Annotated in this window: 20 protein-coding genes; 17 read left to right on the top strand and 3 right to left on the bottom strand. The window is 61.5% G+C overall.

Annotated features, from left to right (window positions below; all coding sequences use genetic code 11):
• Positions 1-7 precede the first annotated feature (7 nt).
• The gene (locus tag BLV67_RS22265) at positions 8-871 is read right to left on the bottom strand and encodes a PHP domain-containing protein (protein WP_065930462.1); all 864 of its coding nucleotides are present in this window, start codon (positions 869-871) and stop codon (positions 8-10) included.
• 87 nt (positions 872-958) lie between these two features.
• On the opposite strand from BLV67_RS22265, the gene BLV67_RS22270 reads away from it, so the two are divergent.
• From BLV67_RS22270 to BLV67_RS22300, 7 genes are all read left to right on the top strand, one after another.
• On the top strand, positions 959-1,555 hold the full coding sequence (locus BLV67_RS22270; RefSeq protein ID WP_065930461.1) for a septation protein A: 597 nt from the start codon (positions 959-961) through the stop codon (positions 1,553-1,555).
• A gap of 1 nt (position 1,556) precedes the next feature.
• Positions 1,557-1,856 (top strand): YciI family protein, encoded by a 300-nt coding sequence (locus tag BLV67_RS22275; protein WP_065930460.1) that lies wholly within the window; start codon positions 1,557-1,559, stop codon positions 1,854-1,856.
• A 107-nt stretch (positions 1,857-1,963) separates the two neighbouring features.
• Positions 1,964-2,371 carry an SH3 domain-containing protein gene (locus BLV67_RS22280; protein WP_065930459.1) on the top strand — a complete coding sequence of 136 codons (408 nt, stop codon included), beginning with the start codon at positions 1,964-1,966 and terminating at the stop codon, positions 2,369-2,371.
• Positions 2,372-2,378: 7 nt separating this feature from the next.
• Positions 2,379-3,056 carry a response regulator transcription factor gene (locus tag BLV67_RS22285; protein ID WP_056858601.1) on the top strand — a complete coding sequence of 226 codons (678 nt, stop codon included), beginning with the start codon at positions 2,379-2,381 and terminating at the stop codon, positions 3,054-3,056.
• Between the two features lie 237 nt (positions 3,057-3,293).
• A complete protein-coding gene (locus BLV67_RS22290) occupies positions 3,294-3,758 on the top strand; it encodes an LTXXQ domain protein (RefSeq protein WP_056858600.1) in 465 nt (154 codons plus the stop codon).
• A 67-nt stretch (positions 3,759-3,825) separates the two neighbouring features.
• On the top strand, positions 3,826-5,169 hold the full coding sequence (locus tag BLV67_RS22295) for a sensor histidine kinase (protein ID WP_069788142.1): 1,344 nt from the start codon (positions 3,826-3,828) through the stop codon (positions 5,167-5,169).
• 40 nt (positions 5,170-5,209) lie between these two features.
• The gene (locus tag BLV67_RS22300) at positions 5,210-6,559 is read left to right on the top strand and encodes a CoA transferase (RefSeq protein ID WP_069788143.1); all 1,350 of its coding nucleotides are present in this window, start codon (positions 5,210-5,212) and stop codon (positions 6,557-6,559) included.
• A gap of 102 nt (positions 6,560-6,661) precedes the next feature.
• Here the strand turns inward: BLV67_RS22300 and BLV67_RS22305 are convergent, their stop codons facing one another.
• The gene (locus tag BLV67_RS22305) at positions 6,662-7,525 is read right to left on the bottom strand and encodes a DNA-3-methyladenine glycosylase family protein (protein ID WP_069788144.1); all 864 of its coding nucleotides are present in this window, start codon (positions 7,523-7,525) and stop codon (positions 6,662-6,664) included.
• A complete protein-coding gene (gene arcD / locus BLV67_RS22310) occupies positions 7,522-8,949 on the bottom strand; it encodes an arginine-ornithine antiporter (protein ID WP_069788145.1) in 1,428 nt (475 codons plus the stop codon). Before arcD (BLV67_RS22310) ends, BLV67_RS22305 begins: the two co-directional genes overlap by 4 nt.
• Before the next feature lie 446 nt (positions 8,950-9,395).
• Between arcD (BLV67_RS22310) and arcD (BLV67_RS22315) the strand changes: the two genes are divergently transcribed.
• The 10 genes from arcD (BLV67_RS22315) to gcvT all read left to right on the top strand — a co-directional run bounded on the left by arcD (BLV67_RS22315) (position 9,396) and on the right by gcvT (position 22,563).
• On the top strand, positions 9,396-10,823 hold the full coding sequence (gene arcD / locus BLV67_RS22315; protein ID WP_069788146.1) for an arginine-ornithine antiporter: 1,428 nt from the start codon (positions 9,396-9,398) through the stop codon (positions 10,821-10,823).
• Between the two features lie 20 nt (positions 10,824-10,843).
• Positions 10,844-12,100, top strand: a complete 1,257-nt coding sequence (gene arcA, locus BLV67_RS22320; protein WP_058422253.1) for an arginine deiminase — start codon at positions 10,844-10,846, stop codon at positions 12,098-12,100.
• 11 nt (positions 12,101-12,111) lie between these two features.
• Complete coding sequence (locus BLV67_RS22325; protein WP_015885593.1) at positions 12,112-13,122, top strand: ornithine carbamoyltransferase; 1,011 nt, start codon at positions 12,112-12,114, stop codon at positions 13,120-13,122.
• Positions 13,123-13,257: 135 nt separating this feature from the next.
• The gene (gene arcC / locus BLV67_RS22330) at positions 13,258-14,187 is read left to right on the top strand and encodes a carbamate kinase (protein ID WP_069788147.1); all 930 of its coding nucleotides are present in this window, start codon (positions 13,258-13,260) and stop codon (positions 14,185-14,187) included.
• Between the two features lie 18 nt (positions 14,188-14,205).
• Positions 14,206-14,568 (top strand): DUF5064 family protein, encoded by a 363-nt coding sequence (locus BLV67_RS22335; RefSeq protein ID WP_065930452.1) that lies wholly within the window; start codon positions 14,206-14,208, stop codon positions 14,566-14,568.
• Positions 14,569-14,751: 183 nt separating this feature from the next.
• Complete coding sequence (locus BLV67_RS22340; RefSeq protein ID WP_065930451.1) at positions 14,752-16,260, top strand: sigma-54-dependent transcriptional regulator; 1,509 nt, start codon at positions 14,752-14,754, stop codon at positions 16,258-16,260.
• 342 nt (positions 16,261-16,602) lie between these two features.
• Entirely contained in the window at positions 16,603-16,986 is a 384-nt protein-coding gene (gene gcvH, locus BLV67_RS22345; protein ID WP_056858590.1) for a glycine cleavage system protein GcvH, read from the top strand.
• A gap of 10 nt (positions 16,987-16,996) precedes the next feature.
• Positions 16,997-19,834: an aminomethyl-transferring glycine dehydrogenase gene (gcvP, locus tag BLV67_RS22350; RefSeq protein WP_065930450.1), complete on the top strand. Its 2,838-nt coding sequence runs from the start codon at positions 16,997-16,999 to the stop codon at positions 19,832-19,834.
• A 188-nt stretch (positions 19,835-20,022) separates the two neighbouring features.
• Positions 20,023-21,399 carry an L-serine ammonia-lyase gene (locus BLV67_RS22355; protein WP_065930449.1) on the top strand — a complete coding sequence of 459 codons (1,377 nt, stop codon included), beginning with the start codon at positions 20,023-20,025 and terminating at the stop codon, positions 21,397-21,399.
• Positions 21,400-21,438: 39 nt separating this feature from the next.
• Positions 21,439-22,563: a glycine cleavage system aminomethyltransferase GcvT gene (gcvT, locus tag BLV67_RS22360; protein ID WP_065930448.1), complete on the top strand. Its 1,125-nt coding sequence runs from the start codon at positions 21,439-21,441 to the stop codon at positions 22,561-22,563.
• Positions 22,564-22,579: the final 16 nt, after the last annotated feature.

Below are 22,579 nucleotides of genomic sequence, written 5' to 3' on the forward strand. Positions count from 1 at the left end.
TACCTGTTCAGACGGTGGCAATAATGGGGTCATGCTTGAATCGCCCCCACAGCAGCGGCAAGTCTTCCGGGACCTGGCGGTACTCGCCGATCTCGGACCAGCCGCCTGGGCCATGAAAATCACTGCCGGCGCTGACCAGCAGACCAAATTCGCGGGCAAGAATCGCCAGGCTGCCCACCTGATCAGCGGGTTGATGCCCGTTGACCACTTCGATTGCGTGGCCGCCCGCTCCAATATAGTCGGCAATCAGCTTGCGGCGTTTGCTGCGGGTGAAATCGTAATGCCAGGGATGCGCCAGGCTCACCCAGGCTCCGGAAGCGCGCAATGTGCCGACCGTATCTTCCAGGGTCGGCCAGTGTTGCTTCACATCACCCAACTTGCCGGCGCCCAGCCATTTGCGAAACGCTTCGGCGCGGTCCCTGACGAACCCTTCACGCACCATCCAGTCGGCAAAGTGCGGCCGGGCCGGTGCGTTGCCGCTGTCGCCCAGCTCCTGCTGGATGGCGCGGGCGCCGTCGAGCGCATTGGGCATGCCTTTAAGGCTGAGCTTGCGGCTTATTTCTTCGGACCGCAGCCAACGGCCATCGTGCAATTGGGCGATGGCCGCCACCAAAGGCGCAGCGTTTTGATCAAAACCGTAACCGAGCACATGAATGGTGGCGCCGCCCCAGGTGCAGGACAATTCCACGCCGTTGACCAGTTGCATGCCCAGCGCATGGGCCGCCGTGCGCGCCTCGTCGAGGCCTTCGAGGGTGTCGTGGTCGGTCAACGACAGGACTCGCACGCCTTTTTCAAACGCACGCGCAACCAGTACCGCGGGCGCCAGGGCGCCGTCGGAGGCTGTGCTGTGGCAGTGCAAATCAACATTCACGGGCGTGTGTAACCTCAAGTCAGCTGGCGCTTTCGCTACCAAGGATGTTTGTTATTATGCCGCCACATCCAGCTTCTGGCTCTTACTGTGAAACAATTCATCGACTTCATCCCGCTGTTGCTGTTTTTCATCGTTACCAAACTCGACCCCAGGGTCATCGATATCGCCGGTCATCAGCTCTCGTTCGGGGGCATCTACAGCGCCACTGCCGTGCTGATCGTCAGTTCTATCGTAGTCTACGGCGCCATTTTCATTTCCCAGCGCAAACTGGAAAAAAGCCAATGGCTCACCCTGATTGCCTGCCTGGTGTTCGGCGGCCTGACCCTGGCCTTTCACAGCGAAACCTTCCTTAAATGGAAAGCCCCGGTGGTGAACTGGCTGTTCGCGCTGGTGTTTATCGGCAGCCACTTCATCGGTGACCGCCTGTTGATCAAGCGCATCATGGGCCACGCGTTGACCCTGCCGGAGCCGGTATGGGTGCGGTTGAACGTGGCCTGGATCGTGTTTTTCCTGTTCTGCGGCGCCGCCAACCTGTTCGTGGCCTTTACCTTCCAGGATTACTGGGTGGACTTCAAAGTCTTCGGCAGCCTGGGCATGACCGTATTGTTCCTGATCGGCCAAGGTATCTACCTGTCGCGCCATCTGCATGACACCGCCCCCACCACGCCGAAAACCGAGGACTGACATGCTCTACGCCATCATTGCCACCGACGTTGCCGATTCGCTGGAAAAACGCCTGAGCGTACGCCCGGCGCACGTTGAGCGCCTCAAAACCCTGCAAGCCGAAGGCCGTCTGGTGATCGCAGGCCCGCACCCGGCCGTCGACAGCAATGACCCAGGCGCCGCCGGCTTCACCGGCAGCCTGATCATTGCCGAGTTCGCCTCGCTGGCCGATGCCCAGGCCTGGGCCAAAGCCGATCCCTACATTGCTGCGGGCGTCTACGTTGATGTGGTGGTCAAGCCGTTCAAGCAAGTCCTGCCTTAAAGCCCGGCTGCGCTGAACCTGATAGGTTCGGCGCGCTCCTAATTGCTCATTATTCTCGGTAACCTGCCGACAACGTTCTGAATATTCGTGTGGAATCAGGAGTTCCGATGCGCTTACGTCCGTTGTGTCTGTTGGCAGTGTTAATGATCGGGGCGACCGCCCACGCGGAAGAAACCTCAAACACCGGCAGCTCCACGCCCTTGTCCCTGAGTGTCGGCAGCCAGATCACCGAGTTGCAGCAACGTTTGAAAGAAAGCGAACGACTGCGTGAAGAATTGAGCAAACAACTGCAAAGCACAGAGAATGCCCGTGAAAGCGCTCAACTGAATCGCTTGCGCCAGGAGAACCAACGCCTGGTCCAGCAACTCAAAGAGACACAAGGCGGCGCCTTGAACCGCTGGCTGACCGAACAACAACAGTGGTTTGTTACCGGCGGGGCCGTCGCACTGATCGCCTTGCTGTGCGGGATCTTCGCCAGCGGTGGGCACCGTCGCCGTCGACAATGGCTAAATTGAGTGAGTCATGAGCGAGCTGTTACTGATAGATGATGACCAGGAGCTCTGTGAGCTGCTGACCAGTTGGCTGAGCCAGGAAGGTTTCCAGGTGCGCGCCTGCCACGACGGCTTGAGCGCGCGCAAAGCCCTGGCCGAAGCCGCACCCGCCGCCGTGGTGCTTGACGTGATGCTGCCGGATGGCAGCGGCCTGGAGTTGCTCAAGCAACTGCGCAATGACCACCCGGAGTTGCCGGTGGTGATGCTCTCGGCCCGTGGCGAACCGCTGGACCGTATCCTCGGCCTGGAACTGGGTGCCGACGATTACCTGGCCAAGCCCTGCGACCCACGCGAGCTGACTGCGCGCCTGCGCGCCGTGCTGCGCCGCAGCCACCCGGCGGCGGTGTCGACGCAGATGGAGCTGGGCGATTTGTGCTTCAGCCCGGTGCGCGGCGTGGTCAGCATCGACGAGCAGGAATTCACCCTCACGGTGTCCGAAAGCCGCCTGCTCGAAGCCTTGCTGCGCCAGCCCGGCGAACCGCTGGACAAGCAGGAACTGGCGCAGATCGCCCTGGGCCGCAAGCTCACTCTGTACGATCGCAGCCTGGACATGCACGTGAGCAACCTGCGCAAAAAGATCGGCCCACACCCGGATGGCCGGCCGCGGATCGTGGCGCTGCGCAGCCGTGGTTACTATTACAGCCTCTAAAGATCGTTCCCACGCTCCGCGTGGTAATGCCGCCGGGGACGCTCTGCGTTCCGCTGTGTACGCCGGTGACGCAGAGCGTCACGGTATGCAATCCCACGCAGAGCGTGGGAACGATCAATGTAAACCTCGCAACAAACCCTCTTTACCCAAGCTTTACCCTCCCCTGACCGCCGCTGACCTTGCGCTGGGTAACCTACTCACATCCGGACTCACCGGAATAGAGACAGGAGAAACACCATGCGCAAGACCCTTATCGCTCTGATGTTCGCCGCTGCCCTGCCAACCATCGCCATGGCCGCAGCGCCAGAAGGCCCAGGCCCGATGGGCGGCCCTGAAGGCCATATGATGGGCGGCCCAGGCCACGGCGGCGAACACGGTCCGCGTGGCAAAGGCGGCCCCTTCAGCCAGCTCGACCTGAGCCGCGAACAGCGCGAGCAAATCGGCAAGCTGATGGGCGAACAATGGCACGGCCGCAAAGAAATCGTGCGCAAGTACCTCGACAAGCTGCCGGCCGCTGACCAGCAAGCCATGAAAAACGACATGGCCGCCGCCAAGCAGAAAACCCAGGCTGATATCCGTGCCGTGCTCAAACCCGATCAACAGAAGAAGTTCGACGAGATCGTCAAGAAGCAAGCCGAGCGCCGCGCCGAGTGGAAGGAATTCCAGGCCTGGAAAGCGCAACAGCCGCAAAAAGCGCAATAATGCGCTAGCGTTACCTCCCCAGCCCAGTGGCTCGCGCCGCTGGGCTTTTCGTGTTTGAGGGTTTCCTGTGCGTTCATTGTTCTGGCGCATCCTGGCCAGTTTCTGGCTGGCCATCGCCTTGGTTGCCGGGCTGTCGATCCTGCTTGGGCATATGCTCAACCAGGACACCTGGATTCTGAGCCGCCATCCCGGCCTCAACAACCTGGCGCAAGAGTGGACGCAACTCTACGAAGCCCAGGGTGAGGACGCCGCCCAGGAGTTGCTGCAACAACGCAAACGCCAGTACCACATCGACGTGCAGGTCCTCAACGAAAGCGGCGACCCGGTGGTACGCGGCACTTTCCCGCGCCGTGCCGCCGCCTTCGAAGCCCGCCAGAATGACAACCAGGACAGCCATCTGCCCTGGCGCCGCCTGACCGCCGAGTACACCAGTGAAAAAACCGGTGACACGTACCTGCTGATCTATCGCATCCCCAACCCGGAACTGGACGCCTGGCACCGCAGCAGCCTGATGTGGCCGTTGAGCGCACTGGCCATTGCCCTGGTGGTGCTGACGCTGTTCAGCCTGCTGGTGACCTTGTCCATTACCCGCCCACTCAGCCGCCTGCGCGGCGCAGTGCATGACCTGGGCCAGACCACCTATCAGCAAAACAGCCTGGCGCAACTGGCCAACCGCCGCGATGAATTCGGCGTGCTGGCCACGGACTTCAACCGCATGGGCGCACGCTTGCAAAGCCTGATCGGCAGCCAGCGCCAGTTGCTGCGCGATGTGTCCCACGAACTGCGCTCGCCGCTGGCCCGCTTGCGCATCGCCCTGGCCCTGGCCGAACGCGCCGGCCCCGAAGAACGCGAACGCCTGTGGCCGCGCCTGACCCGTGAGTGCGACCGTCTGGAAGCACTCATCAGCGAGATTCTGGTGCTGGCCCGCGTGGACGCCGACAACGCCAGCGCCGAAGAATTCGACCTCACCCCACTGCTCAGAACCTTACAAAAGGATGCCCAACTCAGTGCGCCGGAACAGGTGGTGCAATTGAGCGCCGAACCCGAGCTGCACCTCAAGGGCTGGCCGACCATGATCGAGCGCGCGGTGGACAACCTGCTGCGTAACGCCCAGCGCTTTAACCCCGTTGGCCAGCCGATCGAGCTAGGCGCCCAGCACCAGGGCGAGCGCATCCTGATCAGCGTGCGCGACCACGGCCCCGGCGTTGAAGCCGAACACTTGAGCCAACTGGGCGAGCCGTTTTATCGCGCGCCCGGTCAAGCGGCCCAAGGCCACGGGCTGGGCCTGGCGATTGCCCGCCGCGCCGCCGAACGCCATGGCGGCAGCCTGATTCTGGCCAATCACCCGGACGGTGGTTTTATCGCCAGCATCGACTTGCCGTTGGTGCCGGGAGTGGTCACAGCCGTGTGAGGATCTTCTATAGTGGCCCTTCTCTAACGGAGGGCCTTTGATGACTGACCTGCTGACACCCATCCAAGCCGCACTCGATTTACCGCAAACCCCACTGACGTTCACCGAGGCCGGCGCCCTGCCCTCGACCTTTGCCGTGACCGAACTGGCCAGCGCCAGCCTCGGCGCTGCCGGCCTGGCGGTTGCTCAACTTATCCAGCAACAAACCGGGCGCTTGCCCAGCGTGAGCGTGGACCGACGCCTCGCTTGCTTCTGGTTCTCCTCCTCGATTCGCCCGGTGGGCTGGCAAGTACCGCCGCTGTGGGACCCGGTGGCCGGCGACTACGCCAGCGCCGACGGCTGGATCCGTTTGCACACCAATGCGCCCCACCACCGGGCTGCCGCCGAGCGCGTCCTGGGCAAGGTCAATGACCGCGCCGAGATGGCCAGTAAAGTCGCCGCCTGGAACGCCGCCGAACTGGAACAGGCGATCGTCGATGCCGGCGGTTGCGCGGCGCAGATGCGTACCTGGCAGGCCTGGCAAACCCATCCGCAAGGGTTGGCGGTGAACGCCGAGGCATTGGTGCAGCGCCAGACCTTCGACACCACTGGCGACAAACCGTGGCTCGGCTCGGTGGCACGCCCGCTGGCCGGCATCAAGGTGCTGGACTTGACCCGTGTGTTGGCCGGTCCTGTGGCCAGTCGTTTTCTCGCAGGCCTGGGCGCCGATGTACTGCGCATCGACTCGCCGACCTGGAACGAACCGGGCGTAGTGCCGGAAATGACCCTGGGCAAACGCTGCGCACGCCTGAACCTTAAAAGTGCCGAAGACCGCCAGGTGTTCGAAAACCTGCTCAAGGACGCCGACATCCTGTTCCACGGCTACCGCGCCGACGCGCTCGAACAGTTGGGCTACACCGCCACAGAATTACAACGCCTCGCCCCCGGCCTGATCGACGTAAGCCTCAACGCCTACGGCTGGAGCGGCCCGTGGCGCAACCGTCGTGGCTTCGACAGTCTGGTGCAGATGAGCAGCGGCATTGCCGATGCTGGCATGGCGTGGAAACAGGCGGATAAACCGGTGCCGCTGCCGTTGCAGGCGCTGGATCATGGGACCGGGTATTTGATGGCGGCCAGTGCGATTCAAGCCTTGAGCGAGCGGCTGAAAACCGGCCGCGGTGGTTCGGCGCGCTTGTCATTGGCGCGCACCGCAAAGTTGCTGGTGGAGGCCGGGCAAGTGCCGGAGCAGCCGGCGTTGCGGGCCGAAGAACCGGGCGATCAGGGCTTGGTGGTGGAGCAGACGGCCTGGGGCCAGGCCCATCGTTTGCTGGCGCCGGTGACCATCAGTGGCACGCCGTTGCAGTGGGATTTGCCCGCTGGGGAATTGGGCTCACATCGAGCTCAGTGGTGAATTGAGATCGCTATCGCAGGCAAGCCAGCTCCCACATTGGATGTGTGAACACAGTCGAATGTGGGAGCTGGCTTGCCTGCGATGAGGCCCTAAAAGATGTCATCAATCCATTCTGCTCAACGACGTCCACAAATGCTGCGCCGCATACGCCCTTAAAGGCCGCCACGCCTCAGCCCTGGCCAACAACTGCCGCGCCGATACCGGCCCGCCTTCCAGCGCCGCCAGCGCATTGATCAAGCCAATATCCCCCGACGCAAACGCATCCGGCTCACGCAACTGACGCATGGCGATGTACTGCGCGGTCCAGTCGCCAATTCCCGGCAAGGCTACCAGGCGCGCCACGCCGTCCTTGAGATTGGCCTTGGCTGCAAATAATTGCGGATCATCCAGCAACGCCCGAGCCACACCCGACAAGGTACGGCCCCGCGCCCTGGGCATACCCAAGGTCGCCAGGTCCGCCGCCGCCAAGACTTCAGGAGCAGGAAATACATGGGTAATACCGGTATGGGGCGTTTGCAGCGGCTGGCCATACTGCGCCACCAATTTACCCGCCAGGCGAATGGCCGCGACCACCGTGATCTGCTGGCCCAGCACTGCACGAATCGCCAGCTCCAAACCATCCCACGTCCCCGGCACCCGCAGGCCAGGGCGGGTAGCCACCAACTGCGCCATCAACGGGTCGGCGGCCAGTTGCGCATTGATCAAACCAGGCCGCGCATCCAGATCGAACATCGCCCGCAGGCGCCGCTCGATCTCGGGCAACGCCGCCATGTCGGGAAACTCAACGCCCACTTCCAGCCAATCGCCCGCGCCCGGCGCCACGCTGATGCAGCCGTGTTGCCCGCCAATGCTGATGCTGCGCCGATACACGCCGGCCTCCACGGTCTCCAACCCGGTGATGGCCCGCGCCGATAGAAAACCCAGCATTGCCGCCCAGTCATAGGGCGGCTCATACGCCAATCTCACAACGACAACACCCCGCTATACAGCCCATAAGCCGCCAGCCCCGCGCCCGCGATCACGCAACTGAAAATGCCTTTTTCCATGGGCGTAAACAAGGGCTGGCCCTGTTCGCGCTTGGCCAGGGCAAACAGGATCACGCCGGGCGCATACAGCAACGCCGAGAGCAGCAGGTACTTCAAGCCACCGGCATACAGCAGCCAGACGGCATAGCCGAGGGCGATCAGGCCGACCAGAAAATCCTTATAACGCTGGCGCTGGGCACCGGCATAGGTTTCGCCGCGCCCGCTCAGCAGCACCGCGTAGGCCGCCGACCACAGGTACGGCACCAGGATCATCGACGAGGCCAGGTAAATCAGGGTGGTGTAGGTGCTGTGGGAAAACAGCGTGATCACCAGGAACACCTGGATCATCACGTTGGTCAGCCACAGCGCATTGACCGGCACCCGGTTGGGGTTTTCCTTTTTAAGGAAGGCCGGCATGGTCTTGTCATGGGCAGTGGCGTAGAGGATTTCCGCACACAGCAGCACCCATGACAGCAAGGCGCCGAGCAGCGACACGGCCAAGCCGATGCTGATCGCCATCGCGCCCCACGGCCCGACGATATGTTCCAGCACACCTGCCAGTGAAGGGTTTTGCAATTGCGCCAGCTCCGGCTGGCTCATGATGCCCAGGGACAGCACATTCACCAGCACCAGCAGTGCCAGCACACCCAGAAAGCCGATCACGGTGGCGCGGCCCACGTCCGAGCGCTTCTCGGCGCGCGCCGAATACACGCTGGCGCCCTCGATACCGATAAACACGAACACGGTGACCAGCATCATGTTGCGCACCTGATCGACCACGCTGCCGAATTGCGGGTTACCCAGGCCCCAGATATCGCGGGTAAAGATATCCGCCTTGAACGCCACGGCGGCGATCACGATAAACATCAGCAACGGCACGATCTTCGCCACCGTAGTGATCTGGTTGATGAACGCCGCCTCCTTGATGCCACGCAGCACCAGAAAATGCACCGCCCACAGCAGCAGCGAGGCACAGCCGATGGCGACCGGCGTATTGCCCTGGCCGAACACCGGGAAAAAGTAGCCGAGGGTGCTGAACAGCAACACGAAGTAACCGACGTTGCCCATCCATGCACTGATCCAGTAGCCCCAGGCCGACGAAAACCCCATGTAGTCACCGAACCCGGCCTTGGCGTAGGCGTACACGCCGGAATCCAGTTCGGGTTTGCGATTGGCCAGGGTCTGGAACACAAAGGCCAGGGTGAGCATGCCGACGGCGGTGATGGCCCAGCCGATCAGCACGGCGCCCACTTCGGCGCGTGCGGCCATGTTCTGCGGCAAAGAGAAAATACCGCCGCCGATCATCGAACCCACCACCAGGGCAATCAACGCGCTGAGGCGTAGTTTCTCGGCCGGTTGGGACATGAAAACTCCTGAAATAAAATAGTTTGAGAGAACACGCGCGCACTCAACTAATTAACTCAGCGAGTGTAGCGTTTATTAAAGACCGCGATAAAACCGTCACGCTCATAACGCAATGGCATGACAGTTTATAAAGTTTAGGCTTATTTATAATTTAAATAGAGCAGGCACTTTGCCAGTTCGTGCTGGCTTAGGCCCTTAATTGAGAAAAGTTTGCACATTCGACAAAACGGGCTAGGGTCAAACGTCCACACCTCGAACTAAATGATTAATAAACACGCAGGAGCCGCTCTGGAAAGCGCCTTTGCGGGGGAAACTATTGCCTCGGGATTTTACCCTTAAGTCATTAATTCACAATGGAATGTGCCAATGAAGTGATCTGAGTCAGCTGTTTGATTAGCGCACGGAATTATTCTGTGGTCTCTCTTCTCCTGCATTGGAGTCATGCAATGTCTGAAACTCCCGGAAAACTTCGACTCGGCGCCCTGGTTGCGCTGGTCGTGGGCTCAATGATTGGCGGCGGGATCTTCTCACTCCCGCAAAACATGGCCGCCAGCGCCGATGTCGGCGCGGTGTTGATCGGCTGGGTCATTACCGCCATCGGCATGCTCACCCTCGCTTTCGTGTTCCAGACCCTGGCCAACCGCAAGCCTGACCTCGACGGCGGCGTGTACGCCTATGCCAAGGCCGGGTTTGGCGACTACATGGGCTTCTCATCAGCCTGGGGTTACTGGATCAGCGCCTGGCTGGGCAACGTCGGTTACTTCGTGTTGCTGTTCAGCACCCTCGGTTACTTCTTCCCCATTTTTGGCGAGGGCAACACGCCAGTGGCGGTGATCGGCGCCTCGGTGCTGCTATGGGCCGTGCATTTCCTGGTACTGCGCGGCATCAAGGAAGCAGCCTTCATCAACCTGGTGACCACCGTCGCCAAAGTGGTGCCGCTGGTGCTGTTTGTATTGATCGCGCTGTTCGCGTTCAAGCTGGACATCTTTACCGCTGACATCTGGGGCGTGAAAAACCCAGATCTGGGCAGTGTGATGAACCAGGTGCGCAACATGATGCTGGTCACCGTGTGGGTGTTTATCGGCATCGAAGGCGCGAGCATCTTCTCGTCCCGTGCAGAAAAACGCAGCGACGTCGGCAAGGCCACCGTGATCGGCTTTATCACCGTGCTGCTGTTTCTGATGCTGGTGAACGTGCTGTCCCTGGGCATCATGACCCAACCGGAACTGGCCAAACTGCAGAACCCTTCAATGGCTGCCGTGCTGGAGCATGTGGTGGGCCACTGGGGCGCGGTGTTGATCAGCGTCGGCTTGATCATCTCGCTGCTGGGTGCGCTGCTGTCGTGGGTGCTGCTGTGTGCGGAGATCATGTTCGCCGCCGCCAAGGACCACACCATGCCGGAGTTCCTGCGTAAGGAAAACGCCAACCATGTGCCGGTCAACGCCCTGTGGCTGACCAATGCGATGGTTCAGGTTTTCCTGGTCATCACGCTGTTTTCGGCCAGCACTTACCTGTCGCTGATCTACCTCGCCACCTCGATGATCCTGGTGCCTTACCTGTGGTCGGCGGCCTATGCACTGCTGCTGGCGGTGCGCGGCGAGACCTACGAAAACGCCCTGCGCGAGCGCAGGAAAGACCTGTTCATCGGCGCCATCGCCCTGATCTACGCGGTCTGGCTGCTCTACGCCGGTGGCACCAAATACCTGCTGCTGTCCGCCCTGCTCTATGCCCCCGGCGCCATCCTGTTCGCCAAGGCCAAGCATGAACTGGGCAAGCCGATTTTCACCAACGTCGAGAAGCTGATTTTTGCCGCAGTCGTCATTGGCGCCCTCGTGGCTGCCTATGGCCTCTACGACGGCTTCCTGACTCTGTAATTCTGACTGGAGGATCTGTAATGACCACGGAAAAAGTGAAGTACGGCGTACATTCCGAAGCCGGCAAACTGCGCAAAGTCATGGTGTGCTCCCCAGGTTTGGCCCATCAGCGGCTGACCCCCAACAACTGCGACGAACTGCTGTTCGATGACGTGCTGTGGGTGGCCCAGGCCAAGCGCGACCACTTCGACTTCGTAACCAAGATGCGCGAGCGGGACATTGATGTGCTGGAAATGCACAACCTGCTGACCGATATCGTCGCCATCCCCGAAGCGCTGGACTGGATTCTGGAGCGCAAGATCACCGCCAATACCGTTGGCCTGGGCCTGGTCGATGAAGTCGGCTCGTGGCTGCGCAGCCTGGAGCCGCGCAAGATCAGCGAGTTCCTGATTGGCGGCGTGTCGGCCGATGACCTGCCGAGCAGCTTTGGTGGCCGAACCATCGAGATGTTCCGCGACTTCCTCGGCCACTCAAGCTTCATCCTGCCGCCGCTGCCCAACACTCAGTTCACCCGCGATACCACCTGCTGGATCTACGGCGGTGTGACGCTCAACCCGATGTACTGGCCGGCGCGACGTCAGGAAACCCTGTTGGCCAGCGCCATCTATAAATTCCACCCCGAGTTCACCAACGCCGACTTCCAGATCTGGTACGGCGACCCCGACCAGGAACACGGTGCCGCCACGCTGGAAGGCGGCGACGTGATGCCGATTGGCAATGGCGTGGTGTTGATCGGCATGGGCGAGCGTTCTTCGCACCAGGCGATTGGCCAACTGGCGCGCAACCTGTTCAAAAACAAAGCCGTGGAACGCGTGATCGTTGCCGGTCTGCCGAAGTCCCGCGCGGCGATGCACCTGGACACCGTGTTCAGCTTCTGCGACCGCGACCTGGTGACCATCTTCCCCGAAGTGGTCAACCAGATCGTGCCCTTCACCCTGCGCCCGGATGAGAGCAAGCCGCACGGCATCGACATCCAGCGGGAGAAAACCAATTTCCTCGAAACCGTGGCCGCAGCGCTCAACCTCAAGGCACTGCGTGTGGTCGAGACCGGCGGCAACAGCTTCGCCGCCGAGCGCGAGCAATGGGATGACGGCAACAACGTGGTGGCCGTGGAGCCTGGCGTGGTGATCGGTTACGACCGCAACACCTACACCAACACCCTGCTGCGCAAGGCCGGTGTGGAAGTCATCACCATCAGCGCCGGTGAACTGGGCCGAGGCCGTGGCGGTGGCCACTGCATGACCTGCCCGATCATCCGCGACCCAATCGACTATTAAGGAGACTCATCATGGCTTTTAACATGCGCAACCGCAGCCTGCTGTCGCTGATGCACCACACTACCCGCGAGTTGAACTACCTGCTGGACCTGTCCCGCGACCTCAAACGCGCCAAGTACACCGGCACCGAGCGTCCGCACCTGCAAGGCAAAAACATCGCGCTGATCTTCGAAAAAACCTCGACTCGCACCCGTTGCGCGTTCGAAGTGGCAGCCCATGACCAGGGCGCCCACGTCACCTATATCGACCCGGTGTCGTCGCAGATCGGCCACAAGGAAAGCATGAAAGACACCGCCCGCGTCCTGGGCCGGATGTTCGATGCCATCGAGTACCGTGGCTTTGAACAGGAAATCGTCGAAGAGCTGGCCAAGTTCGCCGGTGTGCCGGTGTTCAACGGCCTCACCGCCGAATTCCACCCGACCCAAATGATCGCCGACACCCTGACCATGCGCGAGCACAGCGACAAGCCGCTGCATGACATCAGCTACGCGTACCTGGGCGACGCGCGCTACAACATGGGCAACTCGCTGCTGATGATCGGCGCCAAACTGGGCATGGACGTGCGCATCGGCGCGCCGAAAGCGCTGTGGCCACACGAAGATTTCATCAAGCAGTGCCAGGCCTTTGCCGAGGAAAGCGGCGCACGCATCACCATCACCGAAGACCCGAAAGAAGCCGTGAAAGGCGTGGACTTCATCCACACCGATATTTGGGTGTCGATGGGCGAGCCGGTGGAAGCGTGGGACGAGCGTATCGAGCAACTGCTGCCGTACCAGGTCAACGCCAAGATGATGAAAGCCTCGGGCAACCCGCGCGTGAAGTTCATGCACTGCCTGCCGGCGTTCCATAACAGTGAGACCAAGGTGGGCAAGGACATCGCCGCGCGTTATCCGAACCTGGCCAATGGCGTGGAAGTGACCGAGGAAGTGTTCGAGTCGCCGGCCAACATCGCATTTGAGCAGGCAGAAAACCGCATGCATACCATCAAGGCGATTCTGGTGTCGGCGCTGGCGGATATCTAACCCCACTCTGATCGTTCCCACGCTCTGCGTGGGAATGCAGCCAGTGACGCTCTGCGTCACAAGAGCGGACGCAGAGCGTCCAGTGAGGCATTCCCACGCAGAGCGTGGGAACGATCCTTCTAAAAGGAATGCATTATGCGCATCGTCGTAGCCCTGGGCGGCAACGCCCTGCTCCGCCGTGGTGAACCCATGACGGCGGACAACCAACGCGCCAATATCCGCATCGCCACCGAACAGATCGCCAAGATCCACCCCGGCAACGAGCTGGTGATCGCCCACGGCAATGGCCCGCAAGTCGGCCTGCTGTCATTGCAGGCGGCGGCCTACACCCAGGTTTCGCCCTACCCGCTGGACGTGCTCGGCGCCGAGACCGAAGGCATGATCGGCTACATCATCGAACAGGAACTGGGCAACCTGCTGGACTTCGAAGTACCGTTCGCCACCTTGCTCACCCAAGTGGAAGTCGACGCCAAGGACCCGGCCTTCCAGAACCCGACCAAACCCATTGGCCCGGTGTACTCCAAGGCCGAAGCCGAAAAACTCGCCGCCGAAAAAGGCTGGGCCATCGCCCCCGATGGCGATAAATACCGCCGTGTGGTGGCCAGCCCACGCCCCAAACGCATCTTTGAAATCCGCCCGATCAAGTGGCTGCTGGAAAAACGCGCCATTGTGATTTGCGCCGGTGGTGGCGGCATCCCGACGATGTATGGCGAAGACGGCAAGCTGCGCGGCATTGAAGCGGTGATCGACAAAGACCTGTGTTCATCCTTGCTGGCCGCGCAACTGGACGCCGATTTGCTGGTGATTGCCACCGATGTGAATGCGGCTTTTATCGACTTCGGCAAGCCGACCCAGAAGGCTATCGGCCAGGCCCATCCCGACGACATGGAGAAGCTCGGCTTCGCCGCCGGCTCCATGGGGCCGAAGGTACAAGCGGCCTGCGAGTTCGCCCGTCAGACTGGCAAAACCGCAGTGATCGGTTCACTCTCGGACATCGAAGCCATCGTCCAGGGCAGCGCCGGCACGCGTATCAGCACGGCAAAACCTGGCATCACCTACCTGTGAAGTAGAGGAGAAACGCCTATGGCCACCTTTGAACCCGGTCACCTGCACATCGAACGTCACGCGCTCAACAAGGAGGACTACAGCTACAACCTGTGCATCGACTACGAGGTCAGCCAGGATCCAAAGGAAGGCAAGGGAATGCTCTTCAAGCTGCACGGCTCGGTGCAGGGCAAAGACCTCAAGGAGGAATTCTTTTTGCCCAAGGACCAGGCCTTCGACTTTGCCCGGCATGCGATGAACATCGCGCAGAAATACGGGATGCCGAAGGTGGCGACGCTTAACGGCTCGATGCACAAGCAGTACGACTTGATGTTTGAGGATGTACGGCATCAGTTGGATGTGAAGTCTGGCGATCCGGTCAAGCCCGAACACCTGGAATAACCAGTTTGCGCTGACACAACACTATCAATGTGGGAGCGGGCTTGCTCGCGAATGCGGTCTTTGAGTCAATAAATTAAGAGACTGACACACCGCATTCGCGAGCAAGCCCGCTCCCACATTTTGATCTCCATCCGCTGCAAGGCATACTTGCGGCCTCTCGCTCTGCAGATTTGTCGCCACCCCATGCGTATCCACGTCAGCTTCATCGACCGCGTCGGCATTACCCAGGAAGTCCTGGCCTTGCTCGGTGGGCGCAATCTCAACCTGGATGCGGTGGAGATGGTGCCGCCCAACGTGTACATCGACGCGCCGACCCTGAGCGCCGAGGTGCTCGAAGAACTGCGCGATGCACTGTTCAGCGTGCACGGCGTACAGGCGGTCACCGTGGTGGATATCCTTCCCGGCCAACGCCGCCACCTGCAACTCGACGCGTTGCTCGCAGCCATGACCGACCCGGTGCTGGCCCTGGACAGCGCGGGCAAGATCCTGCTGGCCAACCCGGCGCTGATCGCGCTGTATGGCCGCGAACCGGCGGGTGAAAGCATCAGCGCGTTGTTCAACGACTCGGCGCTGCTGGAGACTTTGCTCGAACAGGGCTTTCGTTTGCCGTTGCGCGAGATCAGCGTCAACGGCCAGACCTTTTTGCTCGACGCCACACCGATCACCGACGCCGGCGCCCTGCTGACCCTGTACCAACCCAACCGCATCGGTGAGCAACTGTCGGCGCTGCATCACGACCATGCCGAAGGGTTTGATGCGCTGCTGGGCGAGTCGCCGGTGATTCGCACCCTCAAGGCCCGGGCGCAACGGGTGGCGGCGCTGGATGCGCCGCTGTTGATCCAGGGCGAAACCGGCACCGGCAAAGAGCTGGTCGCCCGCGCCTGCCATGCCATCAGCGCACGCCACAGTGCACCGTTTTTGGCCTTGAACTGTGCGGCATTGCCGGAGAACCTGGCCGAAAGTGAGTTGTTCGGTTATGCGCCTGGCGCCTTTACCGGCGCGCAGCGTGGTGGCAAGCCCGGGCTGATGGAGTTGGCCAACCAGGGCACGGTGTTCCTTGATGAAATTGGCGAGATGTCGCCGTATTTGCAGGCCAAGCTGCTGCGGTTTCTGAATGACGGCAGCTTTCGCCGGGTGGGCGGCGACCGTGAAGTGAAGGTCAATGTGCGCATCCTCAGCGCCACCCATCGCGACCTGGAAAAAATGGTCAGCGAGGGCACCTTCCGCGAAGACCTGTTTTACCGCCTTAATGTGCTCAACGTCGAAGTGCCGCCACTGCGCGAGCGCGGCCAGGACATTCTGCTGCTGGCCCGCTACTTCATGCAGCAAGCCTGTGCGCAGATCCAGCGCCCGGTGTGTCGCCTGGCGCCCGGCACTTACCCGGCCCTGCTCGGCAACCGCTGGCCGGGTAATGTGCGCCAACTGCAAAACGTGATCTTCCGCGCCGCCGCCATCTGCGAAAGCAGCCTGGTGGACATCGGCGACCTCGACATCGCCGGCACCTCGGTGGCGCGCCAGAGCGACGGCGAAGTCGACAGCCTGGAACAGGCGGTGGAAGACTTCGAGCGCAACCTGCTGGAAACCCTCTACACCAGCTACCCCTCGACCCGCCAACTGGCGAGCCGCCTGCAAACGTCCCACACGGCGATCGCCCATCGCTTGCGCAAGTACGGCATTCCAAACAAACCCTGAAAATGTAGAGATCAAATTGTGGGAGCGGGCTTGCTCGCTCCCACATGGACTTCATTCCAAATCTAGTCTAGAAACGACACTCGCTGTACTGAAAGCGCTACAGCGTAACGATATCGCTACAACCCTGTTTTTTACGCGCCATGCAAGGCTTTGATCCACATAGGCTTTTTTTGGCGCGCCCGAGTGTAGCGAAATCGCTACAGCCAAAAATCATATCCTCATAACCAAAATAGTTAAGCCATTGATTCATAAAGACTTAATGACATTGGCCGCAATATTGCTAAGTAACTCCCCATTATTCCCATCCCGTCCACCAGACGAATCTGGCCCTGAGGAGTTTCCATGAGCGAGTTGCGTTTCACTGAAGATCACGAATGGCTGCGCGCCGAAGCCGATGGCAGCGTCACCGTGGGTATCACCGCTTTCGCGCAAAACGCACTGGGTGATGTGGTTTTCGTGCAACTGCCGGAGTTGCAGGCTTACGACAAGGGCGCCGAAGCCTCCACCGTGGAATCGGTGAAAGCCGCCAGCGGCGTGTACATGCCGCTGACCGGTGAAGTGCTGGAAGTAAACGACGCACTCAGCGACAGCCCGGAACTGGTCAACGAAGACCCGATGGGCGAAGGCTGGTTCTTCCGCTTTAAACCGGCCGACGCCGAGGCGGTAGCTAAACTGCTGGATCAGGATGCGTACGACCGCCTGATCAAAGCCAACGCTGAAGCCTGAGGAGCGCACCATGACCATCAATCTCAGCACCGCCAACGAATTCATCGCCCGCCACATCGGCCCGCGCCAGGAAGATGAGCAGCACATGCTCGCAAGCCTGGGCTTTGATTCCCTCGAAGCCCTCAGCGCCAGCGTGATCCCGGAAAGCATCAAGGGCACCAGCGTGCTCGGCCTGGAAGACGGCCTGAGCGAAGCCCAGGCCCTGGCCAAGATCAAGGCCATCGCCGGCAAGAACCAGCTGTTCAAGACTTACATCGGCCAGGGCTACTACAACTGCCACACGCCGTCGCCGATCCTGCGCAACCTGCTGGAAAACCCGGCCTGGTACACCGCCTACACCCCGTACCAACCCGAGATTTCCCAAGGCCGCCTGGAAGCACTGCTGAACTTCCAGACCCTGATCAGCGACCTCACCGGCCTGCCGATCGCCAACGCCTCCTTGCTCGACGAAGCCACCGCCGCCGCCGAAGCCATGACCTTCTGTAAGCGCCTGAGCAAGAACAAGGGCAGCAACGCTTTCTTCGCCTCCGTGCATAGCCACCCACAGACCCTCGACGTGCTGCGCACCCGTGCCGAGCCGTTGGGCATCGACGTGGTAGTGGGCGATGAGCGTGAACTGACCGACGTCAGCGCGTTTTTCGGCGCCCTGCTGCAATACCCGGCCAGCAACGGTGATGTGTTTGATTACCGCGAACTGACCGAGCGTTTCCACGCTGCCAATGCCTTGGTCGCGGTCGCCGCCGACCTGCTGGCCCTGACCCTGCTGACCCCGCCGGGTGAGTTCGGCGCCGACGTGGCCATCGGCAGCGCGCAACGTTTCGGCGTGCCGCTGGGCTTTGGTGGCCCGCACGCGGCGTACTTCTCCACCAAGGATGCGTTCAAGCGTGATATGCCGGGCCGTCTGGTCGGTGTGTCGGTCGACCGTTTCGGCAAGCCGGCCCTGCGCCTGGCCATGCAGACCCGCGAGCAACACATCCGTCGCGAGAAAGCCACCAGCAACATCTGCACCGCGCAGGTCCTGTTGGCCAACATCGCCAGCATGTACGCCGTGTACCACGGCCCTGAAGGCCTGACCCGGATCGCCCAGCGCATTCACCAGCTGACCGCGATCCTGGCCAAAGGCTTGACCGCCCTGGGCCTTAAGGTTGAGCAGGCAAACTTCTTCGACACCATCACCCTCAACACGGGCGCCAACACCGCCGCCCTGCACGACAAGGCCCGCGTCCAGCGCATCAACCTGCGTGTGGTCGATGCCGAGCGCGTTGGCCTGTCAGTCGACGAAACCACCACCCAGGCCGATATCGAAGCCTTGTGGGCGATATTCGCCGACGGCAAGGCACTGCCGGCCTTTGCTGCGACCGAAAGCACCTTGCCCGCCGCGCTGCTGCGCCAGTCGCCGATCCTCAGCCACCCGGTATTCAACCGTTACCACTCCGAAACCGAGCTGATGCGCTACCTGCGCAAGCTGGCCGACAAGGACCTGGCGCTGGACCGCACCATGATCCCGCTGGGTTCGTGCACCATGAAACTCAACGCCGCCAGCGAAATGATCCCGGTCACCTGGGCTGAATTCGGTGCCCTGCACCCCTTCGCACCGGCCGCACAAAGCGCCGGCTACCTGGAGCTGACTTCCGACCTGGAAGCCATGCTCTGCGCGGCCACCGGTTACGACGCAATCTCCCTGCAACCGAACGCCGGTTCCCAAGGTGAATACGCAGGCCTGCTGGCCATTCGTGCTTATCACCAGAGCCGTGGCGAAGAACGCCGCGACATCTGCCTGATCCCATCGTCGGCCCACGGCACCAACCCTGCGACCGCCAACATGGCCGGTATGCGCGTGGTGGTCACCGCCTGCGATGCCCGCGGCAACGTCGACATCGAAGACTTGCGCGCCAAGGCCATCGAGCACCGCGAACACCTCGCCGCGCTGATGATCACCTACCCGTCCACCCATGGCGTGTTCGAAGAAGGCATCCGCGAAATCTGCGGCATCATTCATGACAACGGCGGCCAGGTGTACATCGACGGCGCCAACATGAACGCGATGGTCGGCCTGTGCGCACCGGGCAAGTTCGGTGGCGACGTGTCCCACCTGAACCTGCACAAAACCTTCTGCATCCCGCACGGCGGTGGCGGCCCGGGCGTTGGCCCGATTGGGGTTAAATCCCACCTCACGCCGTTCCTGCCAGGCCACGCGGCCATGGAGCGCAAGGAAGGCGCGGTGTGCGCGGCGCCATTTGGCAGCGCGAGCATTTTGCCGATCACCTGGATGTACATCAGCATGATGGGCGGCGCGGGCCTCAAGCGCGCTTCGCAGCTGGCGATCCTGAACGCCAACTACATTTCCCGTCGCCTCGAAGAGCATTACCCCGTGCTCTACACCGGCAGCAACGGCCTGGTGGCGCACGAATGCATCCTGGACCTGCGCCCATTGAAAGACAGCAGCGGCATCAGCGTGGATGACGTGGCCAAGCGCCTGATCGACTTTGGTTTCCATGCGCCGACCATGTCGTTCCCGGTGGCGGGCACCTTGATGATCGAGCCGACCGAAAGCGAATCCAGGGAAGAACTGGACCGCTTTTGTGACGCCATGATCGCCATCCGCGAGGAAATTCGCGCAGTGGAAAACGGCACCTTGGACAAGGACGACAACCCACTGAAAAACGCCCCGCACACGGCGGCTGAAATCGTCGGTGAGTGGAGCCACCCGTACAGCCGTGAACAGGCGGTGTACCCGGTGGCGTCGTTGATCGAAGGCAAATACTGGCCGCCGGTTGGCCGGGTCGACAACGTGTTTGGCGACCGCAACCTGGTGTGTGCGTGCCCGTCGATCGAGAGCTACGCGTGATCTGAGGTTGTACACGATTTAATGTAGAAGCTGGCTTGTGTGGGAGCTGGCTTGCCTGCGATGGCATCACCCCGGTCTACCTGATAGACCGAGTTGCCTGCATCGCGGGCAAGCCCGGCTCCCACATAGTCCTCCTCCACCATTTGACCGAGTACACCCGACACATAATAAGAAACCGGAGAACAACCATGTCCCTTAGCGTGTTCGACCTGTTCAAGATTGGCATCGGCCCCTCCAGTTCCCACACCGTCGGCCCGATGCGTGCGGCGGCTCGATTCGTCGAAGGCCTCAAACGTGACAACCTGCTGAACACCACCAGCGGCATCAAGGTGGAACTCTATGGCTCACTGGGCGCCACCGGCAAAGGCCACGGCAGCGACAAGGCCGTGTTGCTGGGCCTGGAAGGCGAACACCCGGACACCGTGAATACCGAAACCGTCGTCGCACGCCTTGCGCAAATGCGCAGTGACGGTCGCTTGAACCTGCTCGGCGAACACAGCATTGCGTTCAACGAGAAAGAACACCTGGCGATGATTCGCAAGCCTCTCGCCTACCATCCCAATGGCATGATTTTTCGCGCCTTTGACGCCGCCGGCATCCAGATCCGCAGCCGCGAGTATTACTCGGTCGGCGGTGGGTTTGTGGTGGATGAAGACGCCGCCGGTGCTGACCGGATTGTCGAAGACACCACGCCGCTGACCTTCCCTTTCAAGCACGCCAAGGATTTGCTCGGCCATTGCGCCACCTACGGGCTGTCCATCAGCCAAGTGATGCTGACCAATGAAAGCGCCTGGCGCCCGGAGGCGGAAACCCGCGCCGGTTTGCTGAACATCTGGCAGGTGATGCAGGACTGCGTAGATGCCGGTTGTCGCAACGAAGGCATCTTGCCCGGCGGTTTGAAGGTCAAGCGCCGTGCGGCGGCGCTGCATCGGCAGCTGTGCAAGAACCCCGAATCGGCGCTGCGCGACCCGTTGTCGGTACTCGACTGGGTCAACCTGTATGCGCTGGCGGTCAACGAAGAAAACGCCAACGGCGGGCGCGTGGTCACCGCACCTACCAACGGTGCGGCCGGGATAGTGCCGGCGGTGTTGCATTACTACATGCGCTTTATCCCCGGTGCGAACGAGGACGGCGTGGTGCGCTTTCTGCTCACCGCCGCCGCCATCGGGATTTTGTACAAGGAAAACGCCTCGATTTCCGGCGCCGAAGTCGGCTGCCAGGGCGAGGTCGGCGTGGCCTGCTCCATGGCTGCCGGCGCTTTGTGCGAAGTGTTGGGCGGTAGCGTGTCCCAAGTGGAAAACGCCGCCGAAATCGGCATGGAACACAACCTCGGCCTGACCTGCGACCCGATTGGCGGGCTGGTGCAGGTGCCGTGCATCGAGCGCAATGCCATGGGCTCGGTCAAGGCCATCAATGCGGTGCGCATGGCTTTGCGTGGCGACGGGCAGCACTTCGTGTCACTCGACAAGGTCATCCGCACCATGCGCCAGACCGGCGCCGATATGAAAAGCAAATACAAGGAAACCGCCCGTGGCGGTTTGGCCGTCAACATTATCGAGTGCTGACGCCCACCCGCGCGTCCGCACGTTTTTCAGGAGCTGAACATGTCCACCGAAACCCTGTTGAAAACCCCATTGCACGCCCTGCACATCGAGTTGGGCGCGCGCATGGTGCCCTTCGCCGGCTACGACATGCCGGTGCAATATCCGCTGGGGGTGATGAAAGAACACCTGCACACCCGTGATCAAGCCGGGTTGTTCGACGTGTCCCACATGGGCCAGATCCGCCTGACCGGCGCCAACGCCGCCAAGGCCCTGGAAACGTTGGTGCCGGTCGACATCATCGACCTGCCCGTGGGCATGCAGCGCTACGCCATGTTCACCAATGACCAGGGCGGCATCCTTGACGACCTGATGGTGGCCAACCTGGGCAACGACGAACTGTTCCTGGTGGTCAACGCGGCCTGCAAGGACCAGGACCTGGCCCACCTGCGCAAACACATTGGCGATCAGTGCAGCATCGAGCCGCTGTTCGAAGAGCGCGCCCTGCTGGCCCTGCAAGGCCCGGCAGCGGTGAAAGTGCTGGCACGCCTGGCGCCTGAAGTGGCCAAGATGACCTTCATGCAGTTCGCCACCCTGCGCCTGCTGGGCGTGGACTGCTACGTGAGCCGCTCGGGCTACACCGGCGAAGACGGTTTTGAGATTTCCGTACCGGCGGCCAATGCCGAGAGCCTTGCGCGCAGCTTGCTGGCCGAAACCGAAGTTCAAGCCATCGGCCTGGGCGCCCGCGATTCCCTGCGCCTGGAAGCCGGCCTGTGCCTCTACGGGCATGACATGAACACCGAGACCACGCCGATTGAAGCCAGCCTGCTGTGGGCGATCTCCAAGGCCCGGCGTGCCGATGGCGCACGTGCCGGTGGCTTCCCCGGCGCCGACCGCATCTTCACCCAGCAGCAGGCCGGTGTAAGCCGCAAGCGCGTGGGCCTGCTGCCACAGGAACGCACCCCGGTGCGTGAAGGTGCAGAAATCGTCGATGAGCATGGCACGGTGATCGGCAGCGTGTGCAGCGGCGGCTTTGGCCCAACCCTGGGCGGCCCATTGGCCATGGGTTACCTGGACAGTGCATGTGTGGCACTGGACACCGAAGTGTCTGCGTTGGTACGTGGGAAAAAGGTGCCACTACGTGTAAGTAAAATGCCATTTGTACCGCAACGTTACTACCGTGGTTGATTGACTGTTCCTATAA

This window comes from Pseudomonas salomonii, assembly GCF_900107155.1.
Taxonomy (GTDB): domain Bacteria; phylum Pseudomonadota; class Gammaproteobacteria; order Pseudomonadales; family Pseudomonadaceae; genus Aquipseudomonas; species Aquipseudomonas salomonii.